Raw genomic sequence first — 26,688 nt, forward strand, 5'->3', positions numbered from 1 at the left:
TCCCCGGGAGAGGACGCTTTACATTCCCTGCATCGTTCTGATACGCGCCGCATCTTCCCCCGGCGTCACGCCAAAATAGCGTTTAAACTCACGGCTGAACTGCGACGCACTTTCATACCCAACGCGCATCGCCGCAGCGCTGGCTTTCATCCCATCGTGAATCATCAGCATCCGCGCTTTGTGCAGGCGATAGCTTTTCAGGTACTGCAATGGCGACGTGCTGGTGACGGATTTAAAGTTATGGTGGAACGCCGAGACGCTCATATTGGCCTCTGACGCCAGCTCATCCACGCTCAGGTTTTCCGTGTACTGGCTCTCAATACGTTTTAATACGCGGCTGATGAGGCTGAAATGGGTCTGACGGCTCACCAGCGCCAACAGCGCCCCGCCTCCCGGTCCCATCAGAACGTGATAGAGGATCTCGCGGATTATCTGCTTGCCGAGAATACGCGCGTCGAGCGGGCGTTCCATAACGTCCAGCAGGCGCTCAATGGCGCACAGAATCTCATCGGAGAGCGTCGCGGAGTTAATGCCGCTCGCCGCCATCGCGGGCTGGAACAGTTCGTCTTCACCGATATCCATCAGCAGTTCCTGAAGCTGGAGAATATCTACGTTGACGCGAATGCCCGCCAGCGGAACGGCCTCAGTCGCATAGGTTTCACATTCAAAGGGTAAAGGTACAGTGAGGAGTAAATATTCGTTGGTGTCGTAACGGAACACGCGCTCATTGATATAGCCAATTTTATGGCCTGAAAAGAGAAATACGATGCCGGGCTGGTACATCACCGGCGTGCGCGTGCCGGGCTGTGTGCCGTATAAAAGACGGATATCCGGCAGCAGCTCAGTGAGCGTATTTTCTTTATCTTTCAGTCTGTTAATTTGCCCCGTCAATTGCAGGCAAATCTCATCGCGGTTCATTCAGGTTTACTCCCGATACGGTTTCCATTGTTGCCAGTTTGCGCACCTTTTCGCATTTTCTCCAGCCCTCTGTAGAAATGGGCAAGACAACGGCAGGAATGTGCATTGAGAGGCGTGCCTTCGATGGCCACAATGGGCACCATCAGGCAGCCATCGACGCCGCCACGTTTTTCACCCACATAAGGGAACGAGCAATGAATAATTTTAATCTGCATACCCCAACCCGCATTCTGTTTGGTAAAGACGCCATTGCCGATCTGCGCGACCAGATCCCAGCCGGGGCGCGCGTCCTGATCACTTACGGTGGTGGCAGCGTCAAAAAAACCGGCGTGCTGGACCAGGTGTACAGCGCACTGGAAGGCGTGGACGTACGTGAATTCGGCGGCATCGAGCCAAACCCGTCCTACGAAACGCTGATGAACGCAGTTAACATCGCCCGTGAAGAGAACATCACCTTCCTGCTGGCAGTCGGCGGCGGGTCGGTTCTCGACGGCACCAAGTTTATCGCGGCTGCGGCCCATTACGCCGACGGCGTGGACCCGTGGGAAATCCTGCAAACCGGCGGCAGCAAAATCACCAGCGCCATCCCGATGGGCTCTGTACTGACTCTGCCTGCGACCGGTTCTGAATCCAACAAAGGCGCGGTCATCTCCCGTAAAACCACCGGTGACAAACAGGCCTTTATGAACGAACACGTTCAGCCTGTGTTTGCGGTGCTCGACCCGGTTTACACATACACCCTGCCGCCGCGTCAGGTGGCTAACGGCGTAGTGGATGCCTTCGTTCACACGGTTGAGCAGTACGTAACTTATCCGGTCAACGGCAAAATTCAGGATCGCTTCGCGGAAGGCATTCTGCTGACGCTGGTAGAAGACGGCCCGAAAGCGCTGCAAGAGCCAGAGAACTACGATGTGCGTGCAAACGTGATGTGGGCGGCGACTCAGGCGTTGAACGGCCTGATTGGCGCAGGCGTGCCGCAGGACTGGGCGACCCATATGCTGGGCCACGAACTGACCGCGATGCACGGCCTGGATCACGCCCAGACGCTGGCGGTGGTTCTGCCTGCCCTGTGGAATGAAAAACGCGACACCAAACGTGCCAAACTGCTGCAGTATGCAGAGCGCGTATGGAACATCAATTCCGGTTCTGAAGACGAGCGTATCGACGCGGCAATCGCGGCGACCCGTAACTTCTTCGAGCAGTTGGGCGTGCCGACTCGCCTCTCCGGTTACGGCCTGGATGGCAGCTCTATCCCTGCCCTGCTGGCCAAACTCGAAGAGCATGGCATGACGCAACTGGGCGAGAATCACGACATTACGCTGGACGTCAGCCGTCGCATTTACGAAGCGGCCCGCTAAGCGTTTTTGTCATCCCGCCTTTCGTTTTTTGACATTTCGTCCAGACTTAATGCACACCACATCACCGGGGACACCCCCGGTGATGAGCAAATGGAGGAGGAAAAATGGCAAACCAAACCGTAATTAAGCTTCAGGACGGCAACGTCATGCCCCAGCTGGGACTGGGCGTATGGAAAGCCGGTAATGACGAGGTCGTGTCCGCCATTCACAAAGCACTGGAAGTCGGCTATCGGTCTATCGATACCGCCGCCGCGTACAAAAATGAAGACGGCGTCGGCAAAGCGTTGGCCAGCGCCAGCATCCCGCGCGATGAGTTATTCATCACCACTAAACTGTGGAACGACGACCAGAAACGCCCACGCGAAGCCCTGCTGGAAAGCCTGGAAAAACTCCAGCTCGATTTCGTCGATCTCTATCTGATGCACTGGCCGGTTCCGGCAATCGATCACTACGTTGAGGCCTGGAAAGGTCTGATCGATCTGCAAAAAGAGGGGCTGGTGAAGAGCATTGGCGTCTGTAATTTCCAGATCCATCATCTGCAGCGGCTGATTGATGAAACGGGCGTCGCGCCGGTGATCAACCAGATTGAGCTGCATCCGCTCATGCAGCAGCGTCAGCTGCACTCCTGGAACGCCACGCACAAAATTCAGACCGAATCCTGGAGCCCGCTGGCTCAGGGTGGCGAAGGCGTGTTCGATCAGAAAATTATTCGCGACCTGGCCGAGAAGTACGGCAAAACCGCTGCGCAGATTGTCATTCGCTGGCATCTGGACAGCGGTCTGGTGGTGATCCCGAAATCGGTCACCCCGGCGCGTATCGCCGAGAACTTCGACGTCTGGGATTTCCGCCTGGATAAAGAGGAGTTAAGCGAGATAGCGAAGCTGGATCAGGGCAAGCGGTTGGGGCCAGATCCGGATCAGTTTGGGGGGTAACACCCTCGTTCAAAAGCCCGACAAACGTCGGGCTTTTTTATTGCCGGGCGACAGGCTTAGCGCCCTGCCACTTTCCCGCGTTTTTTGTTCGCCGCCGGCGTCTGGCGCTGATGCGCAACAGGCGTGTGTTTGGTCAGTGCCGGACGGGTATTGCGGTTCTGGCGACGCGCTTCGCGCATCTCATCGAGCGTCGGCGCAGGCACCAGGCATTCGCGGCGCGAGCCAATCAGATGCTTTTTACCCATATCTTCCAGCGCCTGACGGATCAGCGGCCAGTTAGCCGGATCGTGATAGCGCAGCAGTGCTTTATGCAGTCGACGCTGTTTGTCACCTTTCGGCACCACCACATCTTCACTCTTGTAACCAATTTTACTCAGCGGGTTCTTACCGGTGTAATACATGGTCGTCGAGTTAGCGAGCGGCGACGGATAGAAGTTCTGCACCTGATCGAGACGGAAACGACGCTGCTTCAGCCACAGAGCCAGATTCACCATATCCTCATCGCGCGTACCAGGGTGCGCAGAGATGAAATAGGGAATCAGGTACTGCTCTTTACCCGCCTGTTTCGAATAGGTGTCAAATAGCTCTTTAAAGCGATCGTAGCTGCCCATGCCCGGCTTCATCATCTTCGACAGCGGGCCTTCTTCCGTATGCTCAGGGGCGATCTTCAGATAGCCGCCAACGTGATGGGTCGCCAGCTCTTTGATGTAGCGTGGATCTTCCACGGCGATGTCGTAACGCACGCCGGAGGCGATCAGGATCTTTTTGACGCCTTTCAGATCGCGGGCGCGACGATACAGGTTGATCGTCGGCTGGTGGTTGGTGTCCATGTGCTGACAAATATCCGGATAGACGCACGACAGACGGCGGCAGGTCTGCTCCGCGCGCGGTGATTTGCAGCGCAGCATATACATGTTGGCGGTCGGGCCGCCCAGATCGGAGATCACGCCGGTAAAGCCCGGAACTGTGTCGCGAATGGCTTCGATCTCGTTAACGATCGAATCCTCAGAGCGGCTCTGAATAATGCGCCCTTCGTGCTCGGTGATCGAACAGAACGAGCAGCCGCCGAAGCAGCCGCGCATGATGTTGATCGAGAAGCGGATCATCTCGTAGGCAGGAATTCGGCTATTGCCATAGGAAGGATGCGGCACGCGTTTGTACGGCAGTGCAAATACGCTGTCCATCTCTTCGGTTGAGAGCGGAATGGCTGGCGGGTTAACCCAGATATAGCGCTCGCCGTGCTTTTGCATCAGCGCACGTGCGCAGCCTGGGTTAGTTTCATGATGAAGAATGCGTGACGCGTGGGCATACAGCACCTTGTCGCCTTTCACTTTTTCAAAGGACGGCAGCAGAACGTAGGTTTTTTCCCACGGTTTTGGGCGCGGCGGCTGCACGACTACAGCTTTGGCTTCGGCTTTCTTCGGTTCAACCGGTTTGTTGTCCGCACACGGCAGATCTTCACCATACGGGTGCGGAATCGGGTCGATTTTGCCCGGCATGTCGATGATACGGGAATCCACCCCGCTCCAACCCGGCAGCGCTTCTTTCACCATGATCGCCGTGTTACGCACGTCGCGGATGTTACCGACAGGTTCGCCCTGCGCCAGACGGTGCGCCACTTCCACCAGTGGACGCTCGCCGTTGCCGAAGATCAGCATATCGGCTTTGGAATCCACCAGCACCGAACGGCGCACGGTATCAGACCAGTAATCGTAGTGCGCGGTGCGGCGCAGGCTCGCTTCGATTCCCCCCAGGATGACCGGCACGTCTTTCCATGCTTCTTTGCAGCGCTGGGTATACACCAGCGTGGCGCGATCCGGACGCTTACCGGCGACATTATCGGCGGTATAGGCATCGTCGTGGCGCAGTTTGCGATCGGCGGTGTAGCGGTTGATCATCGAGTCCATGTTCCCGGCAGTAACGCCGAAAAACAGGTTGGGTTTGCCGAGGCTCATGAACGCGTCTTTGCTGTTCCAGTCTGGCTGGGAGATGATCCCTACGCGGAAGCCTTGCGCCTCCAGCATACGGCCACAAATAGCCATGCCGAAGCTCGGGTGATCGACGTATGCATCGCCCGTCACCAGAATAATATCGCAGCTGTCCCAGCCCAGTTGGTCCATCTCTTCGCGGGACATCGGCAGGAATGGCGCCGGTCCGAAGCAGGCTGCCCAGTACTGGGGCCAGGAGAAGAGGTCTCGATCCGGCTGGATCAGGGATATTGCGCTCATAATGCTTCCGAAGAAAAAATAGACAAAGGGCGGGGATTATACGCTGGATTTATACATGAAATGAAGGGGTATTATGCGGGCATTTTCGCCGCTCGCCCGGTAGCGCTGCGCTTAGCGTGCCTGGGTTCGCGGATTTTGTAAGCCGGGTAAGGCGAAGCCACCGCCCGGCCTGTGAAAGCGTGCTAGACCAGCGGATTCACCAACAGCTGCCCTACGGAACCGCGATCCGACATCTCCAGCGTCTGGCTGTGGAACAGGAACGGGAAGTGCGGCCATGAAGGCTGTCCGTAGTAGACCAGCAGCTCTACCTGCCCATCGACCCAGACCGTATCTTTCCAGCCGCGATCTTCCGGGAACGGCATCGCGCCGTTGACGTTACGGATCAGGAAACTCACCCCTTCGATATGGAACGCCTGCGGCATCTCCGCACGCACCGTCCAGCGCTCCCAGGTGCCCTGCTGCGCTGTAATATCGATACGATTGACGTCCCACAGCGCACCGTTGATCCCCGGATCGTCGCCGAGGCTGATATCACGACTGCGCACCGGCGTCCCGCTCAGGATCTCTTCTGGCAGCAAACGCATCGGCAGGCTGTCCGTCACCAGCGGTAACAGGCCTGTCGGACGCAGGGTCAACACCAGCGTAGACACCAGAATGCTCGACGGCTCGAAGAAGCCGCGAATACGATCTACGATGCTCGCCGCCTCGCCGCAGGTAATCGACACTTCATCCCCGTTGGTCATATCGACGAGGATTTCACGCCGTTCACCCGGCGCCAGCGCCAGCTGTTTAACGGAAACTGGCGCAGGTAAAAAGCCCTGATCGCCGGAGATCACATGCAGCGCGCGGCCATCGCTCATCTGCAGCTGATAGCGCCGGGAGTTGGACGCATTCAGCAAACGCAGACGGACCCAGCCGCGAGAGACTTCGACGTACGGGCTTTGCGCGCCGTTCACCATCAGCGTATCGCCGACAAAACCGCCGCTGCCCGGCTCGCTGTACTCCGGCGAGCCAAAGTTATCGAGGCGTTTGTCCTGAATGATGACCGGGAAATCATCGACACCGTAGTGGTTCGGGATCGGCAGCGATTTACTCACGTCGTCTTCCACCAGCCACATTCCGGCCAGACCGTTGTAGACCTGCTGCGCCGTGCGGTTTGGCGTGTTCGCGTGATACCACAGGGTCGCGGCACTCTGGCGAATCGGCAGTACGGGTGCCCAGTCAGCGCTCGGCGTCATCATGCGCGCCGCGCCGCCCATCAGTGGGCCGGGGACCTGCAATCCGCTGATGGTCATGGCGACGTTTTCCGCCAGGCGGTTGCTGTAAATGAGCTTTACGTCATCCCCGCTCCAGACGCGGATCGTCGGCCCGAGATAGCGGCCATTCACCCCCCAGACCGATGCGCGCGTGCCCTGGGTAAAGGACCAGTGTGTGCGCTGCATGGTGAGGAAAAGCGGTTGCCCACGACGAGATTCCAGTAACGGCGGAATGGGCAGCGGCTGTTGCTGCCCGGCGGCGTTGGCTGTCAGCGGAACCGCGCCAGCACAAAGGGCGATTCCTGAAGCCTGAATAAACTGACGCCGACTGAGTGACATATTTGCTCCATGTGAAACGACGATAAAACGCGGGAATTCATTTCCCTGAAACTCCGGTTAAATCTTGCCGGAGGCTTCTCTCTCTGCGACTTCTTTGTCGAGCACTTCGATTTGACGCGCCATCAGCTCACGGCAATGGGCAGCCAGTTCACGCACCTGGTCTTTACCGTATTTGCTGGTGTCCACGGGTGGCAGCATCTCAACAATTACCAGCCCGTTTTTCAGGCGGTTAAGGTTAATTTTATTCGAAGTATTGGAAACACACACAGGAATAATTGGCACACCTGCAGCAATTGCGGCGTGAAACGCGCCAGTTTTAAATGGCAGCAGGCCGCGACCGCGGCTGCGCGTCCCTTCCGGGAACATCCAGATAGAGATTTTACGTTTCTTAAAGTGATTGACCACTTCGGCAATGGTGCTGTGCGCTTTGGCGCGGTTATTACGATCGATCAGCAAGTTACCCGTGAGCCAGTACAGCAGGCCGAAGAACGGCACCCACAGCAGGCTCTTTTTACCCACCGTGACCGTTGGCGGCAGCACGATGTTCGCGGCGGTGACCATATCGTAGTTATTCTGATGATTACCGATATAGATGGCGTTGCCGAAATTTTCTGCGCCTTCCGGCAAGCGGGTTTCGACCTTCAGGCCATACAGCGGCGCCAGTCGACCAAACATGCGGCCAAAGGTGGAGACATGCTTCGGGTTACGCGGGCTGAACAGGCAGTAAATGCAGCCGAACACGCAGACCAGAATGCAGTAGATAACGGTGAGAATTGCACGAACAATGAATAGCATAGCGACCTCAGAAGCCCTAACAGCTGACAATTATATACTCCAATGCCAGCCAGGTAAGGACTTTGTGTAAAGACAGATAATTTTAGCGAGAACCCCCTCCCGAACGGAGGGGGAGAGGCACATTACTCTTCGCTATCGCCCGATTTCGCACGCAGTGGAGAGTCAATCTCCACGCGGTCGATACGCTGCAGCCCGCGCATCAGCGAGCCGCGACGCCCGCGCTCGCCCACCACTTTCTGCAACTCTTCCGGACGCAGTTTGATCTTACGCTTGCCGACATGAATGGTCAGCGTGCTTTGCGGCGGCAGAATGAAGAGATGCGCCAGACCGTCTTCGCCTTTTGCGGCTTCCGCCGCCGGGATATTGATGATCTTGTTGCCCTTGCCTTTCGACAGCTGCGGCAGGTCGCTGACCGGGAACATCAGCATCCGTCCAGCCTGGGTGATCGCCAGCAGCATATCGCTGTCGTTCTCGATCACCAGCGGCGGCATAACGTGGGCGTTATCCGGCAGGCTGATCATCGCTTTACCCGCGCGGTTACGGGCAATCAGATCGTTGAAGGTACAGATGAAACCGTAACCGGCATCGGAGGCCATCAGCAGCTTCTGCTCTTCGCCTTCCATCAGCATATGATCAACGGTCGCACCCGGTGGCAGCGTCAGCTTGCCGGTGATTGGCTCGCCCTGCCCGCGCGCCGACGGCAACGTGATCGGGTCGATGGCGTAGCTGCGCCCGGTGGAATCAAGGAACACCACCGGCTGGTTACTCTTGCCTTTCACCGCCGATTTGAAGCTATCGCCGGATTTGTAGCTCAGCCCCGGCGCGTCGATATCGTGGCCTTTCGCGCTGCGCACCCAGCCGCTCTGGGACAGCACGATAGTCACCGGCTCAGACGGCTGCATGTCGTGCTCGTTCATCGCTTTCGCTTCTTCGCGCTCCTGCAGCGGTGAACGACGGTCGTCGCCAAAAGCTTCCGCATCTGCCTGCAGCTCTTTCTTCAGCAAATTGCTCATCTTGCGTTCGGACGCCAGAATCGCCTGCAGCTGATCGCGCTCTTTCGCCAGCTCATTCTGTTCGCCGCGAATTTTCACCTCTTCCAGTTTGGCGAGGTGGCGCAATTTCAGTTCGAGGATCGCTTCAGCCTGGGTTTCGCTAATTCCAAAACGCGACATCAGCGCAGGCTTCGGCTCGTCCTCGGTGCGGATGATCTCAATCACTTCATCGATATTGAGGAACGCCACCAGCAAACCTTCAAGGATATGCAGGCGCTTAAGGACTTTTTCCAGACGATAGTTCAGACGGCGGCGCACCGTATCGCGACGGAACGCCAGCCACTCAGTGAGGATCTCCAGCAGGTTTTTCACCGACGGACGACCATCCAGACCGATCATGTTCAGGTTGATGCGGTAGCTTTTTTCCAGATCGGTAGTGGCGAACAGGTGGTTCATCACCTGGTCCATATCGACGCGGTTAGAGCGTGGGACAATCACCAGACGCGTCGGGTTTTCGTGGTCCGATTCGTCGCGCAGGTCGTCGACCATCGGCAGCTTTTTATTGCGCATCTGGGCGGCGATCTGCTCCAGCACTTTCGCGCCGGACACCTGGTGCGGCAACGCGGTAATGACCACGGCGCCGTCTTCTTTATTCCACACCGCGCGCATGCGCACAGATCCGCGACCGTTCTGGTAGATTTTGCGGATTTCAGCGCGGGAGGTGATGATCTCCGCTTCGGTCGGATAGTCCGGCCCTTGCACGATATCCAGCAGTTCATCCAGCGTGGTTTTCGGCTGTTCAATCAGGGTAATGGCGGCTTTCGCCACTTCACGCAGGTTGTGCGGTGGAATATCCGTCGCCATGCCAACCGCGATGCCGGTGGTGCCGTTCAGCAGGATATTCGGCAGACGGGCAGGCAGCATTTTCGGCTCCTGCATCGTGCCGTCGAAGTTTGGCACCCAGTCCACCGTGCCCTGGCCGAGTTCGCCGAGCAGCAGTTCTGCATATTTTGATAAGCGCGATTCGGTGTAACGCATCGCGGCGAAAGATTTCGGATCGTCCGGTGCCCCCCAGTTTCCCTGGCCATCGACCAGCGGATAACGGTAGGAGAACGGCTGCGCCATCAACACCATCGCTTCGTAACAGGCGCTGTCGCCGTGCGGATGGTATTTACCCAGCACGTCACCCACGGTACGGGCGGATTTTTTGAATTTGGCGCTGGCGTTCAGGCCCAGCTCAGACATCGCGTAAACGATGCGACGCTGAACGGGTTTCAGGCCATCGCCGATAAACGGCAGTGCCCTGTCCATGATGACGTACATGGAATAGTTCAGATAGGCGTTTTCAGTGAATTCATGTAGCGCGAGGCGCTCTGCCATATCGCTCATTAAATGTCATTCCTCAACTCAGAAACCTGTGGGTTTCAGGCAATATTGCCGCAGATACTACCCTATCTGACGAGTTGAGTCACAAAGAAAAAGGGCCGCAGAATCGGCCCTTTTCGTCATTATTTGTTCAGTTTGATAACTTGTTTGACGTCGATTTCAAACTCATTCCACTCTTTATCGACCTTACCCTGAATCTCGACCTGATCCTGCGGGGTGATGGTCTGCCCGTTCCAGCGTTTGTGGTCAATTTCCACATTCACCGTACCGGTGGTGTCGCGGAACAGGTAGCGGTCGTCGGACAGGCGCTCGGTAATGTTACCGCGCAGTTTGACCCAGCTGTCGTCCTTCTGATCTTTGACTTTGGCCGCGGTGGTCAGGTTAGCGTTATTGTCCACAAATCCGCCCTGCTGGGTTTGGGTTTGTGCAGGCGTTGCAGATGGACCGTTAAAGCCGCCTTCTGCAGCAAATACCGGAGCCGTGGTCATCATCATGATTGCCGTAATAGCTGCGAATTTTTTCATCGTTATCTCTCCCTTTAATGTTGTTTAGAACGCCATTAAACAGGGTAAACCTTAACAACTTCTTAAGGGGAAAATTTAATTTTTTTTGCTGTACAGCATGATGTCACAGGGGGTTTACTGCACATAAACCGCAGCATCAAGGAGGGGAACATGCGCATCTTACTGGTAGAAGACGACAGGCTGATTGGCGACGGCATCAAAGCGGGCTTAAGCAAAATGGGCTTTAGCGTTGACTGGTTTACCGACGGCAGCACAGGCAAGGCCGCGCTCTATACCGCCCCTTTCGATGCGGTGGTACTCGACCTGACGCTGCCGGGCATGGACGGCCTCGACATCCTGCGCGACTGGCGCGAAAACGGGCGCAGCGAGCCGGTGCTGATCCTCACCGCGCGCGATGCCCTCGATCAGCGCGTCGAAGGTCTGCGTCTCGGCGCGGACGACTATCTGTGCAAACCCTTTGCCCTGGTCGAAGTGGCGGCGCGGCTTGAAGCACTGCTGCGCCGCAGCCACGGCAAATCCCGCAGCGAACTGCGCCACGGCAACGTGACGCTGGACCCCACAAGCCTGGTTGCTACGCTTAACGGCGAAACGCTGGCCCTTAAACCGAAAGAGTTCGCCCTGCTGGAGCTGCTGATGCGTAACGCCGGGCGCGTGCTGCCGCGCAAGCTTATCGAAGAAAAGCTCTATACCTGGGACGACGACGTCTCCAGCAACGCCGTCGAAGTCCACGTTCACCATTTACGCCGCAAGCTCGGCAGCCATTTTATCCGCACCGTTCACGGCATCGGCTATACCCTGGGTGACGCATGAAACTGACTCAACGCTTAAGCCTGAAACTGCGCCTGACGCTACTTTTTCTCGTGCTGTCCCTCGGCGCATGGCTGGCGGCAAGCGTGGTAGCCTGGCAGCAGACCACCCACAAGCTCGATAAACTGTTCGATACCCAGCAGATGCTGTTTGCCAAACGGCTGATGACCATGGATCTCGACGAGCTTAACGCGCCCATGCGGATGAGCGACGTGCCAAAAAAAGCCAAACATGGCCATCTTGATGACGACGCGCTGGCGTTTGCCATCTACGCCAGCGACGGGAAAATGCTGCTGAACGACGGCGAAAATGGCCGGGATATTCCTTATCACTATCGTCGCGACGGATTTACCGACGGGCGGCTGAAGGATGACAACGACGCGTGGCGTTTCCTGTGGCTGACCGCGCCGAACGGGAAATACCGGATTGTCGTCGGGCAAGAGTGGGAGTATCGCCAGGAGATGGCGCTGGATATTGTCACTTCGCAGCTGACCCCATGGATGGTGGCGCTGCCGCTGATGCTGCTTTTGCTGATTGTTTTACTCGCGCGCGAACTGCGCCCTCTGAAAAACCTCGCCCTGACCTTGCGCCGTCGTTCACCCGACGCCACCGACCGGCTGGGAACCGATGGGCTGCCGACGGAGGTGCGCCCGCTGCTCGACGCCCTGAATCATCTTTTTGCCCGCACGCAGGAGATGATGACCCGCGAGCGGCGCTTTACCTCCGATGCCGCCCACGAACTGCGCAGCCCACTCACCGCTCTGAAGGTGCAAACCGAAGTGGCGCAACTGTCGCTGGACGATCCCGAGGCGCAGGCGAAAGCGCTCAACCAGCTTCACGCAGGCATCGACCGTGCCTCGCGGCTGGTGGATCAGCTCCTCACGCTGTCGCGCCTCGACTCACTGGAAAACCTCGATGATGTCCAGACGATCGCGATGGCCGATCTGCTGCAATCGTCGGTGATGGACAGTTACCATTCGGCGCAGCAGGCGGGCATCGAATTGCGCCTCAACATTCACGCGCCTCAGGTGGCGCGCGCCGGCCAGCCGCTGCTACTGAGCCTGCTGGTGCGCAACCTGCTGGATAACGCCGTGCGCTACAGCCCGCGTGGAAGCGTGGTGGATGTCACGCTGGATGCGCAGAGTTTTACCGTACGCGACAACGGGCCGGGGATTTCGCCGGACGCGCTGGCGCGCATCGGCGAACGTTTTTATCGTCCTCCGGGCCAGGAGCAGACCGGCAGCGGGCTGGGATTATCCATCGTCAAACGCATTGCGACGCTGCACGGCATGCGGGTAACGCTCGCCAACGCGCGCGAAGGCGGGTTTGAAGCGTCAGTAAGCTGGTAGTTGGATTATTGCGCTATAAGCAAAAGACTTTGCACATTTTGCTCATTTTTCCGCACCGTTATTACGGGTAACATGACTGCCAAACTTGCCAGTCTGAGGACAAATAATGAGCAACATTCTGATTATCAACGGTGCGAAAAAATTCGCCCACTCTAACGGCCAACTGAATGACACCCTGACCGAGGTCGCGGATGGTTTCCTGCGCGACGCCGGGCATGATGTTAAAGTGGTTCGCGCCGACAGTGATTACGACGTCAAAACCGAAGTGCAGAATTTCCTGTGGGCCGACGTGATTGTCTGGCAGATGCCAGGCTGGTGGATGGGCGCACCGTGGACCGTCAAAAAGTACATGGACGATGTCTTCACCGAAGGTCACGGTTCCCTGTACGCCAGCGATGGCCGCACCCGTTCCGACGCCTCTAAAAAATACGGTTCCGGCGGTCTGCTGCACGGTAAAAAATACATGCTGTCCCTGACCTGGAACGCGCCGCTGGATGCCTTCACCGATGAAGATCAGTTCTTCCACGGCGTTGGCGTGGACGGGGCTTACCTGCCGTTCCATAAAGCCAACCAGTTCCTGGCGCTGGAGCCACTGCCGACCTTTATCGTCAACGACGTGATTAAAATGCCGGACGTGCCGCGCTATATCGCAGAATATCGCAAGCATCTGGCTGAGATTTTTGCTTAACTGGTTATTCAATTAAGACCCAATTAATTCGAGTTGCAGCCAACGCAGCTGCAACTTGAAGTATGCCGGGTAGAGAAGGAGTTAACCATGCTTACCGTTATTGCTGAAATTCGCACTCGTCCAGGTCAACATCACCGTCAGGCGGTGCTGGATGAATTCGTGAAAATTATCCCGACCGTTCTGAAAGAAGAAGGCTGCCACGGCTACGCGCCGATGGTGGACGCTGCCGCAGGCGTAAGCTTCCAGACCACCGCGCCCGATTCAATCATCATGGTTGAACTGTGGGAAACCGTGGCACACCTGGAAGCGCATCTGCAAACCGCGCACATGAAAGCGTGGAGCGAAGCAGTGAAAGGGAACGTTCTGGAAACGCATATCCGTATTCTGGAGCAAGGGGTTTAAGTTTTTGTCTTTTGCCGGGCGACACCGCGTTTACCCGGCATTCAAAACCTGAGCCAGAGGCCCGGTAAGCTTAGCGCCACCGGGCTTTTTTATTACCAGTACAACTTCCAGCTCTGGGTAAAACGCACCAGCGCCTCCACGTAGAAGTAATCCCCCCAGCTCGCGCACTCATCCACGCCCTTATTGCTCGCCAGATGGTAAACCGAGTGCTTCAGCAGCCCGTTACCCTTCTCGTCTTTGCCCATCAGATAGTGACGGGTCAACGATGACATCATCCCTTTCGCCCACTCCAGATAGCGCTCGCGATCCGGGTCCGTCACCGGCAGGTGCTTAACCAGCTCCAGCAGGCCGCACACCGCAATCGCCGCCGACGATGAATCGCGCAGGGCATCGGTGCCCACCAGCGCCAGATCCCAGTGACAAACGTAATCCTCCGGCAGGCGGTTCAGGAAATAGTTCGCCAGCCGTTTCGACAGGGCGATCATCGTCTCGTCGCCGGTATAGATGTAGCTCAGCAGGAAACCGTAAATTCCCCACGCCTGGCCGCGCGACCAGCAGGAGTCATCCGCGTAGCCCTGCTGCGTATTGCCGTAGCGCGGCGCACCGGTTTTGACGTCCATGTAGTAGGTGTGGAACGTTGACGCGTCCTCGCGGATCAGGTAGGTCGCCGCCTGCATCACGTGCGCTTTCGCCGCGTCGGCAAAGCGCGGATCGCCGGTCTGCTCCGTCGCCCAGTAGAGCAACGGCAGGTTCATGTTGCAGTCGATGATCATTCGTCCGGCCTGCTCCGGGTCGGACAGATCGCCCCACGCCTGGATGATCTTCGCCTTCTCGTGGAAGCGCTCAAGCAGCGCTTCGGCGGCCAGCAGCGAGAAACCACGCGCCTCGCGATTGCCCGTCAGACGCCAGGCCGCCACGCACGACAGGGTATAGAGGAAGCCTAAATCGTGGGTATTGGTATCATTTCGCCCGGCGATGCGCAGGCCAAATGAGCGGACGTTTTTCTCGGCCAGCGCACGGAATTTCTCGTCTCCGCTCATCTCCCACGCCAGCCAAAGCTGCCCGGTCCAGAAACTGGTAGTCCATTCCACGTTTTCCGTCAGGGGATAAAAGCCCTCTACACAGGTTTCAGCCGGGAATTTTTCACCGAACTCCGTTAAATGACGGCTAATCAGTTCGAGGACGTGATTCCGCGCCGAGCTTAATTCATCACTGAACACGCGCGCATCAACGGGTGCAGGAATATCGGACAGGCGTTCCTCTGCGATACGATTTAACATATTTCGGTTCCTTCTTTGACAGCAAAAATTAGCGTGATGGATTTTGTTCTGCGATGTTGATGGCCTGCGCGCCGCGCCATTTGCTCTGGCAGGCAGATAAGGTAAAGGCAGAAATAAGGGTAAATGTCAGTGCCGTGGCACCCATGATGATATAAGTCTGCTCAAAGCCGATACGGTCATACATATATCCGGCAGGCGATGACACCACCACGTTTCCGACATACAGCATCGCCTGATAGCCTAATAAATACATGGTGGCGTTGACGCGTTTGTCGAAATGCTCGGCGATATATTTAAATACCGACACCAGCAGCAGACAGATTTCCAGGCCGTATAACGGTTTCAGAATCGAAATTAACAGGTGGGAATCGCACATGCCGGAAATAATCAGGCGTGCGCCCACTACTAATCCCACAATTAATAATCCGCGTTTGGCACCTATAAAGTTAACGAACAGCGGGATCACCATATACATCAGGAATTCCATCCCCGACTGTACCGTGCCCAGATAGCCAAAGACCGCGTTGCCCTGATGCACATCGTCGAAGAAAGTGACGAAGTAGCGCGAGAACTGCTGCTCAGCAATAAACATCATCCACGCCACGCCCGCCACGTACAGGCAGAAGGCCCAAAACTTGCGGTTACGCAGCAGCGCGTAGACGTCCGACGGCGCGATTTTTTCTTTGGTCAGCACTTCCCCGGCATGAACGGAGTTAGTGTTCACTTTCAGGTTTAGCAGGACAATCAGCATGATGACCGACGCGACGCTGCCCATAATAAAGTTATACGCCGGAGAGAGGTTAAACAGCAGGCCGGAGAAGGATGACGCCACTGCCCAGCCGAGTGAACCCCACATACGAATCTGACCAAACTCCATGCCGTTCAACCGGCTAAAGCGATCGGAATAGGATTCGCACGCCGCCACGCCCGCATACCAGGCAAAGCTTAAATAGAGCGCACCGATAATAATCCCGAGCAGTGTGTTGGACATCAACAGCGGCTGATAGACGTAAATAAAGAACGGTGCCATCAGGGCCGACATGGCCACCACAAAATAGAGCAGATATTTGCTCATCCCGATTTTATCGAGAATATAGCCGTAAATAGGTTTCAGAATAACGGAGAAGACACCGTTAACCGCAAATACCGTACCAATCACCGAACCGCTCAGATTCGCTTTTTGGCCGAGCCAGATTGCCAGCAGGCCAATACTGGCCGACCAGGTAAAGAAATAGAGAAAAATAAAGGTACTGATTTTGTAATATTCGGTTTTATTCGTTGAGCTGATTTTCATAGAATCCTCGCCAACAGGTAGGGTCCAGAGTGTTTATATAAAGAACGACAACTGACGTTCGCTGCCCGGTTCGTGAATCACGACCTGGTTATTGTTTATTTTCAGCTGCGGCGTGACCGCGTAGTTTTTCTGCTCTCCGGAAGCGGTGACAGCGCAGCAGAGCCAGCTTTCCCCGGCCGGAATTTGTGTGGCAAGCACAGGAATCGATGCGCATTGCGCAAACATCACGCTGCTGTTCGGCGGCGTAACGATGCTGTCGGGCTGGCGCGAAAGATCGGGCGACAGATCGACAATCACGCTGCTGCCATTTTCCGCATTCAGGACACAGCCGCGCGCCTGCAGGCGATGCGCCGTTTTGATCACCGCAAAGCCCCCTTCCACCGTCTGCAAGGTGCGCGCGCTATTGATGCGATGCAGACGCAGATGCCACTCGCCGAACGGCACCAGCCAGGTGTCGATCTGCACGTCGTGCCACGGCGACCAGCGCGAGAAAATGAAGTTCTCATCAACGCGCACCGCGTCGCAGTCGCGGCGACCCCGGAAATAGTTATCGCCATCACTGAGCAGCAGCATCGAGTCGCAGGCCGCGTGTTTGATGCCGTAGCGTCCGCGCTCAATGGTGAAACCAAAGCGGCTGGAGTAGGCAAATTTGGTGTACTTCGCCTCGGTGTTGACGTAATTGTTCAGCTCCAGCTGCCCGGCGGTGAGCAGGGTCGCGTGCTGTGAATTGTCGGCGTGGATCAGGATCTGCTGCGCGTTGGGGATAACGTGTTTTTCAGCGCGTTCCGGCAACGGTTGTTCCTGTGCCTGCCAGAACGGATGATCTTCACCCAGCGCAAGGATCAGGTAGGTTTTCAGCGCCCAGTACGGCGATCCCGGCGAGTTGTAATCCTCGCACATCGCCAGATTGGGATAGGCAAAACCGAGCGTCAGAATACCTTCGCGATCGAGGATCGGCTGCTGCTGCCACCAGCGCAGATGACGCAGAATGATCCCTTTTACAATGCCCGGCGTGAACACATCCAGTTCAGAAAATGCCACCGCGCTCCAGAACGCGACCATCGCAAAACGGTAGGTCAGGCTGCGGCCAAAGGGGATCGATGCCCCGTCGGCGGCAGACATAAAGATAAAATCGTCGGCAAACTGGCGGGCGCGATCGCGCAGCACTGCGGCCCGCGCCTCGTCGCCGCTCAGGGTGGCGTAGATCAGGCCATAGAAGTGGAACGCCATCGAGATGTAATAGTCTTTCGGGCGGCCCACGCCATCGGAATACCAGCCGTCGCCGAGGTAGTAAGCGTCCATCAGCGCAAAGCGACGATCGATGGCAGACTGGTCGAACGGCAGTCCGGCGCGTTTAAAACCAAGCTGGACCATAATGGCAAAATAGTTCCAGTTGCTGTCCGGCATCTGGGCATCGGTGATCTGATTCAGCCAGGCGTGCAGGTTTTGCACCTCCCGCTCGCTGAAGAGATCCGTGAGCCGGTTTTGCAACAGCGCAAGCCCAAGGCCATAGGCCGCCATCTCCACCAGACGCTGATCGTAAGGCGCGGTTTCGCCCCAGTAACCCGCGCTTTGCGGGTCCGTGCCCTGTTTAATCGCAGTGATGTATTTCTCGCTGTAAGGCGTGCGCTCGCCGGAAGCCAGCAGCGGAAACAGCCCCCACAGGGCACGCGACAGCCCTTCCATTTCGGCAATATCCGTCGCGTAGTGCGCGCAGGTATCACCCAGCGAAATGCGTGAACTGCCCGGCGCAAACTGCTTGTCCAGCGCACCTAACAGGGTATTTAGCTCCGCCACCACATCCTGACGGGAAGACAACGGATTTGATGTTTCTTTCTTTGCCGCCCACATACGCTCGTCCTCGTAATCATCTGCGGCAAAGAATAGTGAATGCATAACCCTCAGAAATGTTAGCCGTGTCACAGGGAAGAGAGATGAATAAACCTGAAGTTGAGAAAATTTAAAAAGGTGGTTTATAACGAGAAAGAGACGGGGAAAAGTTGAGTTTTATTGCACTATGCGCGACACGCCAAAATCCGACCATCTGGAGCTGATCGCCCTGAATGACACCATCGTGTCGTTCAGCCGCCTGTTCGCCAATACGGTGCGCTACCACCACTGGCATCAGTGTCTGGAAATTCTCTATGTCGAAGAGGGATTTGGCGTGGCGATTGTCGATAACCGCCACTACACCATGCGCCCCGGACGGCTGTTTTTCTTCCCGCCGTTTACCCTGCATAAGGTGATGGTGGATGAACAGGCCGAAGCGATTTATCGCCGCACTATTATTCATCTCGATCATCACGCGGTGCTGAAAGTGCTGCGAGATTTTCCGCAGGCGCAGCAGCGGTTGCAAAAACTGTCACGACGCGGCGGGCCAGCTTGGGTCGCTGATGTTGCTCACTGTCAGGTTCACATTCATCACCTGCTGAGCTGCTACCAGCCGCCGATGAACAGCGAAAGTATCGCCAGTCTGCTGATTGCGCTGTTTGCCATGCTGCCGGACGACAGCGACGGCGCGCCCGGCAGCAGCCACGGCATCGCCAGCCAGGTGATGTTCTGGCTGGATGATAACTATCAGGTTAAATTTAGCCTCGATGCGCTGGCGGCGGAACTGGGCAAATCCCGCAGCTACGTTTCCCGCAAATTCCATCTGGAAACGGGCGAGAAAATTCATGATTACCTGAATACGCTGCGGCTGCGAAAAGCCTGTGAATGCCTGTTACACAGCGAAGAGAGCGTGCGGGATATCGGTGCGCGGGTCGGGTTTTCTGACGTGACCTACTTTATCAGCGCCTTCAGGAAGGGCATCGGCGAGACACCCCTTCAGTACCGGAAAAATCATTCGGGACGTTGAGCGGTATTTTGCCCGGCAGGTTCACGCGCTTTTCTTACCCGGCTTTAATCCACGGTGAAATTCATTGATACGCTTCATGGACTTAATCGTGCGCTGCGGCGCGGTGGAGGCCACCGACAGCACAATCATCTCCAGACACAGCATCACCGTACCATGCAGCGGGATTTTGCCTTTTTCATTGCCGCGCGGAACGTGGATCACCACGCTCGCCTCTTTGCTGAAACGCGAATCGACGGCGTTGGTGAGCAGGATGGTTGGGATCCCCAGACGCCGGGCTTCGCGAAGGGTCGTCTGCCCTTCCCGGTGCGCGGATTTTTGCGCCATCATCACCAGCACATCCCCGCGCTGGAGTTCGATCAGCTGCTCGGCAAGGTTAATTCCGGTGCGGTTCAGTGCCGTCGCCGGCAGGCCAATGCGACTGAACAGTCGCGCGGTGTATTCCGCCAGAATTCCCGACGCGCCGATGCCAAAAATCGCCACCTGCCGCGCTTCGCCCAGCAACGCCACCGCCTGCGCCAGGGCGTAGCGGTTGGCCGGTTCAGACAGCACTTCGCAGGTGTGCTGATGCCCTTCGAGGACGAAATCGATGCTCGAATTGACGTCGCTGGTCAGCGCTTTCACCGTGGTGGTGATCTTCTCGCTCGAGCTGAGCGTGGGGCCAAACCAGTGTTCAAGCGTCTGTTTGAGGTCGCGTAAACCGGCAAAGCCCAGCGCCTGAATCGCCCGCACCACGGTGGCATCAGAGGTTTTCAGCAGCGCGGCAATCTCCATCGCCGTCTGCTCCATCACCGCTTCGCGGTTATCGTTGATGTAGCTGGCCACCAGCAGCAGACGCGGCGTCAGCTGATGCCCGCGAGCACGAAAACGCTCGCCGTAGAGATCGACCCGCGATTTGTCTTTTCTAATCATTTCGCCTCCGGCAGCGGACGCCCGGCGATTTGTGACTGCACCTGCGCCGCCATTAATCCCAGCGAGGCAAAGGAGTTGGAGATTGCCTCCTCGCGTGAGATCAGCACGTAATGTCCGGTGCGACAGGCATTAAGGAACTGACACCAGCCGGGCATCACCGCCTCCATCGCTGCCAGCTCATCCTGCGGTTTACCGCCCGTATCGCCGCGCCAGGTGGCAAAGACGAAATCCGCATCCAGCTCCGGCAAACGTTCAGCGCTGACGTCGATACGCCCGCCTTCTGGAATCGCGTCGATAAGCTTCGGGAAGGTGAATCCGGCATCGCGCAGCACGCGCCCTAAAGAGTGATAGCTGTGCATCACGGTGATTTTGCCCTGATTAGCTTGAATCACCGCGACGCTGATTTTGTGCGTATCAATCGTCGCTTTTAGCGCCTTGATCTGCTCCTGGTAACGACGTTCAAGAATTTTCAGCCGCGCCTGCGTGCCGGTTAACTGCGCCAGCTTGCGGTAGATTTCCGGCGCTCCGCCGTCGAGGTGATCGATGCTCACCGTTGGCGCGATTTTCTCCAGCATCGCGACAGGCGTATTGCGGGTTGGCTCGGTGATGATCAGATCCGGCCTGGCGGCGGCGATGGCTTCAATATCGATATCCGCAGTGCCGATAAACTGAATCGCAGAGTTATCAAAATCCACACCCGTCAGCAGCCCGCCGGAGCGAATAAAATGGCTGCCGTCCGGGCGCGTACGTCCATGGCTCGCCACCGGCGGCACACCGAGTTCAATCAGAGGAATGGTGATGTCGAGATCGTGCAGCGAGACGATGCGTTTCGGGTGTAGCGGCACCGTGACCGTGCGCCCCAGATCGTCGGTAAAGGTTTGAACAGGTTCAGCGGCGCTTGCGGAAAAGCCCGCCAGCAGCAGCAACATTAACACTACGCGCATAACACTCCCCTTTTAAAACCGGTCCCGGCGCGCCCAGAGCAGCACCAGGAAAAACGGCCCGCCAATCAGCGAGATAACAATGCCCGCAGGCAGTTGCAGCGGCAGAAACGCCAGCCGCCCGACATTATCTGCCAGCAGAACCAGCAGCGCGCCCAGCGCCGCACTGCCCACAAGCAACGTGGTCTGGCCGCCGCGCAGCAGAAAACGCGCCATGTGCGGCGCAATCAAACCGACAAATCCAATGCTCCCGACGCATGACACACAGGCGGCCGTCAGCAGCACCGGGGCCAGCACACGAATCAGGGCCAGACGTGCGGTGCGCACACCCAGCCCGGTGGCCGTCTGGTTACCGAGCAGTGCGACATCTGCCGCGCGGGCCGTCAACAGCAGCAGCGCAAACCCGGGCAGCGCCCAGCCTGCCGCCACACTCACCAGCGGCCAGCTGGCGGCATGCAGGCTGCCAGCCAGCCACAGCAGCGCGGTCTGTACGTCGCGCACGTCTGCCGTCGTCATAAAGACGCCCATTCCAGCGGCAAAGGTCCAGGAGACGCCGATGCCAATCAGGATAAAACGCGGACGAGAAATATCGCGGGCGAGCACCACCACCAGCAGCGCCGTCAGCAACCCGCCCGCCATCCCTACGACCGGACGCCAGAACACTGACATCGCCGGGAACTGGAAAATCAGCAGCAGTACCGCCACGCTACACCCCTCTTTCACGCCGATCAGCCCCGGATCGGCCAGACCGTTGCGGGTGATGGACTGCATCGCCGCACCCGCCATGCCCAGCATCGCCCCGCAGAGCACTGCCATCAGCAGGCGCGGCAGACGGATATCCTGCACGATGTAGCGCGCGTCGGGGCTAAGAGCGTCAGGAGAAAACAGCGCGCGGGCCACGTCTGAGGTGGGAACCGGAAGTGTGCCGTGGGTCAGGCCCATGACCAGCAGCGCGGAGATCAACGCGGTTAAAACGGCTAACCACGCCAGCGCTTTGGGGCGGATCAGGGTTGAAAATCGGCCCCAACGCAGCGGGCGTAATTCGGCGCGCAGCACGGCCCGGCTCATCGGAACATCCTCGCGGCAATCAGGATAAACACGGGCGCGCCCACCAGCGCGGTCATCACGCCGGTCGCCAGTTCGTGGGGCATAAACAGGGTGCGCGCGGCGATATCTGCCAGCAGTAACACCAGTGCGCCGCAGCAGGCCGAGAGCGGCACCATGACGCGCAAATCCACCGACACCAGACGGCGAATCAGCTGTGGAACAACGAGGCCGATAAACCCAATCGGCCCGGCGATCGACACGGCGGCACCGCACAGTAACGCGATGGCGATCAGCGCGAGTATCCGCGTGCGGATAAGGGACACGCCTAGCCCCTGCGCCATGCGATCGCCCAGCGCCAGCATGTTCAGGGAAGGTGAAATGACCAGGGAAAGGGCCAATCCGCCCGCCGCGACCCAGGCGGCGTTTTGCGTGGCCGCCCAGCTTAAGCCTGCCAGATCGCCAGCCAGCCAGGTGCGCATCGCCAGCAGGGTTTGTTCATCAAGGATCAGCACCGCTGCGGTGATGGATGAGGCGAACGCCGACAGCGCTACGCCGCAGAGCGTCACTTTCATCGGCGTCAGGCCAGTGCGACCGGCAGACGACAGCGCGAGCACCAGCAGGAACAGGAGTGCCGCGCCCGCCGCCGCAATCAGCGGCCGCCCAAACGGCAGCGCCAGCCCGAGGGCGCTGGTTAAAACCACTGCCAGTGCGGCTCCGGCGTTTAGCCCCAGAATGTGCGGTTCACCCAGTGGATTGCGGATTACCGCCTGCAGCAGTACACCCGCCACGCCGAGCGCAGCGCCGGTAGTAAGCGCTGCCGCCAGACGCAGCAGGCGCAGGTTGATGATCACATTGTGATCGAAGTTGCGCGGGTCAAACGCCAGAAACGCCTGCACCACGGTCTGCGGGGCGATAAACCGCGCGCCGAGGCCCAGATGGACAATCGCGCTCATAAGCAGCAGCGCCAAAAACAGAGCAGAAGCCAGTCCTGTGCGCATCATGCTTTTTCGCTACCGCGACGAAACGGGATAAAGAACGGTTTGCCGGTCATCGGGTTGATCGACATTTGCACATCGACATCAAACACCGTTTTGATGAGTTCCGGCGTGCAGACGTCGTCCTCATGAAGCACGCCCTGCACTTTGCCTTCGCGTAAAAAGACCAGCGTATCGCCGTAGTTCACCGCAAAGTTAAGATCGTGGAGCACCACCACCACCGTCCGGCCGTGGTGACGGGTGAGATCGTGCAGGAGTTCGAGGATCTCCACCTGATAGCGCAGATCGAGAAAAGTCGTCGGCTCGTCCAGCAGAATCACTGGCGTTTGCTGCGCCAGCGCCATTGCGATCCAGCAGCGCTGGCGCTGACCGCCCGAGAGACTCTCGACGGGCAGATGGGCGAAGGCTTGCGTGCCGGTCAGACGCAGCGCCTCTTCCACGGCCTGTTCGTCGGCATCGGTCCACTGGCGCATAAAATTCTGCCAGGGAAAGCGCCCGCGCGAGACCAGCTCAAACACCGTCAGCCCTTCCGGCAACAAAGGCGACTGCGGCAGAATGCCCAGTTCGCGTGAAACCGCTTTGGTTGGCTGGTCGTGCAGGACTTTACCGTCGAGCAGCACCGCGCCGCCCATCGGCTGCAACAGACGCGCCATCGTACTAAGAAGCGTCGATTTCCCGCAGCCGTTCGCCCCGACCAGCACGGTCATTTTTTCAGAAGGGATAGTGAGGGAAATATCATCGACGATGATTTTTTTCTGATAGCCAGCAGAGAGGTTTTCGACAACCAACCCCTGCTTTGTCGCGTTATGAGCCACGTGTGCGCCAACTTAATCAAATAACAAATAAATAAAAATAAATCTCATTCTCTTTTGTGAGTTTGCCGCTGCGCCATGTAGTAGTCAAGGGGATAAACACCCTGAAAAAACCAGGGATTAGTCGACCGATACGCATGTTCCAAGAAAGTCATTAATTGATTATTTTCAGTGAATTACATTTTTTACAGGCATCTCATATCAGGCGATTTTTTGCTGTAGCCGAATTTTGCTTTTTTCCATTTACTACTACATTCCTGCATGATTGAATGATTCTCAATTACATACCCGACTCCGCACAGGCAAACGGGTAGCGCTTTACGGGCAATGACACACCATCTTCACTCGCGACCATGCGCGGGTATTTCGGGAAAACAGATCCAATGGCTATGTACACACCTTCATTCTCTGGGATTAAAGGGCGCGCGCTCTTTTCACTGCTGTTCCTCGCGCCACTGGCGCAGGCGGCTGACAGCACCACCGCGAAAGACGGCGAAACGCTGACCGTCACCGCCGATCCTTCCGCGAAAACCGATGCCACTAACGGCTATCAGCCGCTGAACACCTCCACCGCCACGCTCACGACTATGCCGATGCTGGACATCCCGCAGGTGGTCAATACCGTGAGCGATCAGGTGCTGGAAGATCAGCACGCCACTACGCTCGACGAAGCGCTGTATAACGTCAGCAACGTGGTGCAAACCAACACCCTCGGCGGGACGCAGGATGCGTTTGTGCGCCGTGGTTTTGGCGCAAACCGTGACGGGTCGATCATGACCAACGGCCTGCGCACCGTGCTGCCGCGCAGCTTTAATGCCTCGACGGAGCGCGTCGAAGTGCTGAAAGGCCCCGCGTCGACGCTGTACGGAATCCTCGATCCAGGCGGGCTGATTAACGTGGTGACGAAGCGCCCGGAAAGAGAGTTCGGCGGTTCGATCTCGGCGACCTCCACCAGCTTTGGCGGCGGCACCGGACAGCTCGATGTGACCGGCCCGATTGAAGGCACACGTCTGGCGTATCGCCTGACGGGTGAGTATCAGAGAGAGGATTACTGGCGTAATTTCGGCAAAGAGCGCAGCACCTTTATCGCGCCGTCTCTGACCTGGTTTGGCGATGACGCCACCGTTACGGTGCTCTATTCTCATCGCGATTATCAGACGCCATTCGATCGCGGAACGATCTTCGATTTAACGACCAAACAGCCAGTCGATGTGGATCGCAAGACGCGCTTTGACGAACCGTTCAACATTACCGACGGGGAATCCGATCTGGCCCAGCTGAACGCGGAGTACCGTCTCAACAGCCAGTGGACCGCCAAATTCGACTACAGCTTTAGCCAGGATAAATACACGGATAACCAAGCGCGCGTGATGGCCTACGATTCCGCCACCGGCAATCTGACCCGCCGCGTGGACGCCACGCAAGGCTCGACTCAGCGCATGCACTCCACGCGTGCGGATCTGCAGGGGAATGTGGATATTGCCGGGTTTTATAATGAGATCCTGACCGGCGTCTCTTATGAGAATTACGATCTGCTGCGCACGGATATGATCCGCTGTAAGAACGTTAAAGATTTCAATATCTACAACCCGTCCTACGGCAATCTGAGCAAATGCACGACCGTGTCAGCATCGGACAGCGATCAGACCATTAAGCAGGAGAGCTATTCCGCCTACGTGCAGGATGCCCTCTATCTGACGGATAAATGGATCGCCGTCACCGGCCTGCACTATCAGTCCTACACGCAGTATGCGGGGAAAGGCCGTCCGTTTAATGTCAATACCGACAGCCGCGACGACCAGTGGACGCCGAAAGCGGGGCTGGTTTACAAGCTCACGCCGTCGGTGTCGCTGTTCGCCAACTACTCGCAGACGTTTATGCCGCAGTCGTCCATCGCCAGTTACATTGGCAATCTGCCGCCGGAAACATCCAATGCCTACGAAGTGGGTGCGAAGTTTGACCTGTTCGACGGAATTACCGCTAATATCGCGCTGTTTGATATCCATAAACGCAACGTGCTTTACACTGAGAGTGTCGGTGATGAGACGGTGGCGAAAACCGCCGGACGCGTGCGTTCGCAGGGCGTGGAAGTGGATCTGGCAGGCCGGTTAACCGAGAACACCAATGTGATCGCCAGCTATGGCTACACGGACGCGAAGGTGCTGGAAGATCCGGATTACGCCGGTAAACCGCTGCCAAACGTACCGCGTCACACAGGTTCTCTGTTCCTGACTTACGACATTAACAATGTGATCGGCGGGAATACCCTGACGCTCGGCGGCGGCGGGCATGGCGTGAGTCGTCGCTCCGCCACCAACGGCGCGGATTATTATCTGCCGGGCTACGTGGTGGCCGACGCTTTTGCAGCGTACAAACTGAAGCTGCAGTATCCGGTGACGCTCCAGCTGAACGTGAAAAACCTGTTTGATAAGACCTATTACACGTCGTCGATTGGCACCAATAACCTGGGGAACCAGATTGGCGATCCGCGTGAAGTGCAGTTTACGGTGAAGATGGATTTTTGATGTTAAAAAGCCCGGTAGCGCTACGCTTACCGGGCTTAGAATTTATTCCCACTC

General features: G+C 57.4%; 23 protein-coding genes. 8 read left to right on the forward strand and 15 right to left on the reverse strand.

All coding sequences use genetic code 11. From position 1 onward, the window contains the following. Window positions 1-18: 18 nt before the first annotated feature. Together ACB496_RS18700 and ACB496_RS18705 are read right to left on the reverse strand one after the other, a co-directional pair. On the reverse strand, window positions 19-918 hold the full coding sequence (locus tag ACB496_RS18700; protein ID WP_100778920.1) for an AraC family transcriptional regulator: 900 nt from the start codon (window positions 916-918) through the stop codon (window positions 19-21). Continuing rightward, a complete protein-coding gene (locus ACB496_RS18705; RefSeq protein ID WP_102104772.1) occupies window positions 915-1,133 on the reverse strand; it encodes a hypothetical protein in 219 nt (72 codons plus the stop codon). Before ACB496_RS18705 ends, ACB496_RS18700 begins: the two co-directional genes overlap by 4 nt. On the opposite strand from ACB496_RS18705, the gene yqhD reads away from it, so the two are divergent. Further along, window positions 1,113-2,276, forward strand: coding sequence for an alcohol dehydrogenase (gene yqhD, locus ACB496_RS18710; RefSeq protein WP_371973248.1), 1,164 nt, complete (start codon window positions 1,113-1,115; stop codon window positions 2,274-2,276). The genes ACB496_RS18705 and yqhD overlap by 21 nt on opposite strands. 104 nt (window positions 2,277-2,380) lie before the next feature. After that, complete coding sequence (gene dkgA, locus ACB496_RS18715) at window positions 2,381-3,208, forward strand: 2,5-didehydrogluconate reductase DkgA (protein WP_100778917.1); 828 nt, start codon at window positions 2,381-2,383, stop codon at window positions 3,206-3,208. Window positions 3,209-3,264: 56 nt separating this feature from the next. On the opposite strand, the gene ACB496_RS18720 is transcribed toward dkgA, so the two are convergent. The 5 genes from ACB496_RS18720 to ACB496_RS18740 form a co-directional block, all read right to left on the reverse strand. Further along, entirely contained in the window at window positions 3,265-5,436 is a 2,172-nt protein-coding gene (locus ACB496_RS18720) for a YgiQ family radical SAM protein (protein WP_102104773.1), read from the reverse strand. Between the two features lie 182 nt (window positions 5,437-5,618). Then, complete coding sequence (gene ftsP / locus ACB496_RS18725) at window positions 5,619-7,031, reverse strand: cell division protein FtsP (RefSeq protein ID WP_100778915.1); 1,413 nt, start codon at window positions 7,029-7,031, stop codon at window positions 5,619-5,621. Window positions 7,032-7,088: 57 nt separating this feature from the next. Next, window positions 7,089-7,826 carry a 1-acylglycerol-3-phosphate O-acyltransferase gene (plsC, locus tag ACB496_RS18730; protein ID WP_100778914.1) on the reverse strand — a complete coding sequence of 246 codons (738 nt, stop codon included), beginning with the start codon at window positions 7,824-7,826 and terminating at the stop codon, window positions 7,089-7,091. 122 nt (window positions 7,827-7,948) lie between these two features. After that, on the reverse strand, window positions 7,949-10,207 hold the full coding sequence (gene parC / locus ACB496_RS18735; protein ID WP_371973249.1) for a DNA topoisomerase IV subunit A: 2,259 nt from the start codon (window positions 10,205-10,207) through the stop codon (window positions 7,949-7,951). 119 nt (window positions 10,208-10,326) lie between these two features. Further along, on the reverse strand, window positions 10,327-10,728 hold the full coding sequence (locus tag ACB496_RS18740) for a YgiW/YdeI family stress tolerance OB fold protein (protein ID WP_100778912.1): 402 nt from the start codon (window positions 10,726-10,728) through the stop codon (window positions 10,327-10,329). A gap of 150 nt (window positions 10,729-10,878) precedes the next feature. Here ACB496_RS18740 and qseB point away from each other — a divergent pair, with 150 nt between their 5' ends. The 4 genes from qseB to ACB496_RS18760 all read left to right on the forward strand — a co-directional run bounded on the left by qseB (window position 10,879) and on the right by ACB496_RS18760 (window position 13,974). Then, entirely contained in the window at window positions 10,879-11,538 is a 660-nt protein-coding gene (gene qseB, locus ACB496_RS18745) for a quorum sensing response regulator transcription factor QseB (RefSeq protein ID WP_102104774.1), read from the forward strand. Then, entirely contained in the window at window positions 11,535-12,884 is a 1,350-nt protein-coding gene (qseC, locus tag ACB496_RS18750; protein WP_371973250.1) for a quorum sensing histidine kinase QseC, read from the forward strand. The genes qseB and qseC overlap by 4 nt, the downstream gene beginning before the upstream one ends. Window positions 12,885-12,990: 106 nt before the next feature. Continuing rightward, on the forward strand, window positions 12,991-13,572 hold the full coding sequence (locus ACB496_RS18755; protein ID WP_100778909.1) for an NAD(P)H-dependent oxidoreductase: 582 nt from the start codon (window positions 12,991-12,993) through the stop codon (window positions 13,570-13,572). Between the two features lie 87 nt (window positions 13,573-13,659). Next, window positions 13,660-13,974, forward strand: coding sequence for a putative quinol monooxygenase (locus tag ACB496_RS18760; protein WP_100778908.1), 315 nt, complete (start codon window positions 13,660-13,662; stop codon window positions 13,972-13,974). Window positions 13,975-14,066: 92 nt separating this feature from the next. On the opposite strand, the gene ACB496_RS18765 is transcribed toward ACB496_RS18760, so the two are convergent. The 3 genes from ACB496_RS18765 to ACB496_RS18775 are packed head-to-tail and all read right to left on the reverse strand — an operon-like array spanning window position 14,067 to window position 18,399. Beyond that, window positions 14,067-15,254, reverse strand: a complete 1,188-nt coding sequence (locus ACB496_RS18765) for a glycoside hydrolase family 88 protein (RefSeq protein ID WP_371973251.1) — start codon at window positions 15,252-15,254, stop codon at window positions 14,067-14,069. A 28-nt stretch (window positions 15,255-15,282) separates the two neighbouring features. Further along, window positions 15,283-16,548 carry an oligosaccharide MFS transporter gene (locus ACB496_RS18770; RefSeq protein WP_100778906.1) on the reverse strand — a complete coding sequence of 422 codons (1,266 nt, stop codon included), beginning with the start codon at window positions 16,546-16,548 and terminating at the stop codon, window positions 15,283-15,285. A gap of 33 nt (window positions 16,549-16,581) precedes the next feature. After that, on the reverse strand, window positions 16,582-18,399 hold the full coding sequence (locus tag ACB496_RS18775) for a DUF2264 domain-containing protein (RefSeq protein WP_371975260.1): 1,818 nt from the start codon (window positions 18,397-18,399) through the stop codon (window positions 16,582-16,584). Between the two features lie 166 nt (window positions 18,400-18,565). Here ACB496_RS18775 and ACB496_RS18780 point away from each other — a divergent pair, with 166 nt between their 5' ends. Next, window positions 18,566-19,405, forward strand: coding sequence for a helix-turn-helix domain-containing protein (locus tag ACB496_RS18780; RefSeq protein WP_371973252.1), 840 nt, complete (start codon window positions 18,566-18,568; stop codon window positions 19,403-19,405). Window positions 19,406-19,426: 21 nt separating this feature from the next. On the opposite strand, the gene ACB496_RS18785 is transcribed toward ACB496_RS18780, so the two are convergent. Genes ACB496_RS18785 through ACB496_RS18805 form a run of 5 tightly spaced genes read right to left on the reverse strand, consistent with a single transcriptional unit; the run spans window position 19,427 to window position 24,112 of the window. After that, complete coding sequence (locus tag ACB496_RS18785; RefSeq protein WP_100778903.1) at window positions 19,427-20,314, reverse strand: MurR/RpiR family transcriptional regulator; 888 nt, start codon at window positions 20,312-20,314, stop codon at window positions 19,427-19,429. Then, window positions 20,311-21,258, reverse strand: a complete 948-nt coding sequence (locus tag ACB496_RS18790; protein WP_102104779.1) for an iron-siderophore ABC transporter substrate-binding protein — start codon at window positions 21,256-21,258, stop codon at window positions 20,311-20,313. The genes ACB496_RS18785 and ACB496_RS18790 overlap by 4 nt, the downstream gene beginning before the upstream one ends. Before the next feature lie 12 nt (window positions 21,259-21,270). Continuing rightward, entirely contained in the window at window positions 21,271-22,323 is a 1,053-nt protein-coding gene (locus ACB496_RS18795) for a FecCD family ABC transporter permease (RefSeq protein WP_371973253.1), read from the reverse strand. Beyond that, the gene (locus ACB496_RS18800) at window positions 22,320-23,303 is read right to left on the reverse strand and encodes a FecCD family ABC transporter permease (RefSeq protein WP_371973254.1); all 984 of its coding nucleotides are present in this window, start codon (window positions 23,301-23,303) and stop codon (window positions 22,320-22,322) included. Before ACB496_RS18800 ends, ACB496_RS18795 begins: the two co-directional genes overlap by 4 nt. Continuing rightward, a complete protein-coding gene (locus tag ACB496_RS18805; RefSeq protein ID WP_371973255.1) occupies window positions 23,300-24,112 on the reverse strand; it encodes an ABC transporter ATP-binding protein in 813 nt (270 codons plus the stop codon). The genes ACB496_RS18800 and ACB496_RS18805 overlap by 4 nt, the downstream gene beginning before the upstream one ends. Window positions 24,113-24,492: 380 nt before the next feature. Between ACB496_RS18805 and ACB496_RS18810 the strand changes: the two genes are divergently transcribed. Continuing rightward, window positions 24,493-26,634 carry a TonB-dependent siderophore receptor gene (locus ACB496_RS18810; protein WP_371973256.1) on the forward strand — a complete coding sequence of 714 codons (2,142 nt, stop codon included), beginning with the start codon at window positions 24,493-24,495 and terminating at the stop codon, window positions 26,632-26,634. Window positions 26,635-26,688: the final 54 nt, after the last annotated feature.

This window comes from Lelliottia nimipressuralis, assembly GCF_041464075.1.
In the GTDB taxonomy this organism is placed as follows: Bacteria; Pseudomonadota; Gammaproteobacteria; order Enterobacterales; family Enterobacteriaceae; genus Enterobacter; species Enterobacter nimipressuralis.

Excerpts from the sequence above, each read along its gene's own strand:
- ACB496_RS18700 (WP_100778920.1), bottom strand. The coding sequence starts at position 918 with ATGAACCGCGATGAGATTTGCCTGCAATTGACGGGGCAAATTAACAGA.
- yqhD (WP_371973248.1), top strand. The coding sequence starts at position 1,113 with ATGAATAATTTTAATCTGCATACCCCAACCCGCATTCTGTTTGGTAAA.
- ACB496_RS18705 (WP_102104772.1), bottom strand. The coding sequence starts at position 1,133 with ATGCAGATTAAAATTATTCATTGCTCGTTCCCTTATGTGGGTGAAAAA.
- dkgA (WP_100778917.1), top strand. The coding sequence starts at position 2,381 with ATGGCAAACCAAACCGTAATTAAGCTTCAGGACGGCAACGTCATGCCC.
- ACB496_RS18720 (WP_102104773.1), bottom strand. The coding sequence starts at position 5,436 with ATGAGCGCAATATCCCTGATCCAGCCGGATCGAGACCTCTTCTCCTGG.
- ftsP (WP_100778915.1), bottom strand. The coding sequence starts at position 7,031 with ATGTCACTCAGTCGGCGTCAGTTTATTCAGGCTTCAGGAATCGCCCTT.
- plsC (WP_100778914.1), bottom strand. The coding sequence starts at position 7,826 with ATGCTATTCATTGTTCGTGCAATTCTCACCGTTATCTACTGCATTCTG.
- parC (WP_371973249.1), bottom strand. The coding sequence starts at position 10,207 with ATGAGCGATATGGCAGAGCGCCTCGCGCTACATGAATTCACTGAAAAC.
- ACB496_RS18740 (WP_100778912.1), bottom strand. The coding sequence starts at position 10,728 with ATGAAAAAATTCGCAGCTATTACGGCAATCATGATGATGACCACGGCT.
- qseB (WP_102104774.1), top strand. The coding sequence starts at position 10,879 with ATGCGCATCTTACTGGTAGAAGACGACAGGCTGATTGGCGACGGCATC.
- qseC (WP_371973250.1), top strand. The coding sequence starts at position 11,535 with ATGAAACTGACTCAACGCTTAAGCCTGAAACTGCGCCTGACGCTACTT.
- ACB496_RS18755 (WP_100778909.1), top strand. The coding sequence starts at position 12,991 with ATGAGCAACATTCTGATTATCAACGGTGCGAAAAAATTCGCCCACTCT.
- ACB496_RS18760 (WP_100778908.1), top strand. The coding sequence starts at position 13,660 with ATGCTTACCGTTATTGCTGAAATTCGCACTCGTCCAGGTCAACATCAC.
- ACB496_RS18765 (WP_371973251.1), bottom strand. The coding sequence starts at position 15,254 with ATGTTAAATCGTATCGCAGAGGAACGCCTGTCCGATATTCCTGCACCC.
- ACB496_RS18770 (WP_100778906.1), bottom strand. The coding sequence starts at position 16,548 with ATGAAAATCAGCTCAACGAATAAAACCGAATATTACAAAATCAGTACC.
- ACB496_RS18775 (WP_371975260.1), bottom strand. The coding sequence starts at position 18,399 with ATGTGGGCGGCAAAGAAAGAAACATCAAATCCGTTGTCTTCCCGTCAG.
- ACB496_RS18780 (WP_371973252.1), top strand. The coding sequence starts at position 18,566 with ATGCGCGACACGCCAAAATCCGACCATCTGGAGCTGATCGCCCTGAAT.
- ACB496_RS18785 (WP_100778903.1), bottom strand. The coding sequence starts at position 20,314 with ATGATTAGAAAAGACAAATCGCGGGTCGATCTCTACGGCGAGCGTTTT.
- ACB496_RS18790 (WP_102104779.1), bottom strand. The coding sequence starts at position 21,258 with ATGCGCGTAGTGTTAATGTTGCTGCTGCTGGCGGGCTTTTCCGCAAGC.
- ACB496_RS18795 (WP_371973253.1), bottom strand. The coding sequence starts at position 22,323 with ATGAGCCGGGCCGTGCTGCGCGCCGAATTACGCCCGCTGCGTTGGGGC.
- ACB496_RS18800 (WP_371973254.1), bottom strand. The coding sequence starts at position 23,303 with ATGATGCGCACAGGACTGGCTTCTGCTCTGTTTTTGGCGCTGCTGCTT.
- ACB496_RS18810 (WP_371973256.1), top strand. The coding sequence starts at position 24,493 with ATGGCTATGTACACACCTTCATTCTCTGGGATTAAAGGGCGCGCGCTC.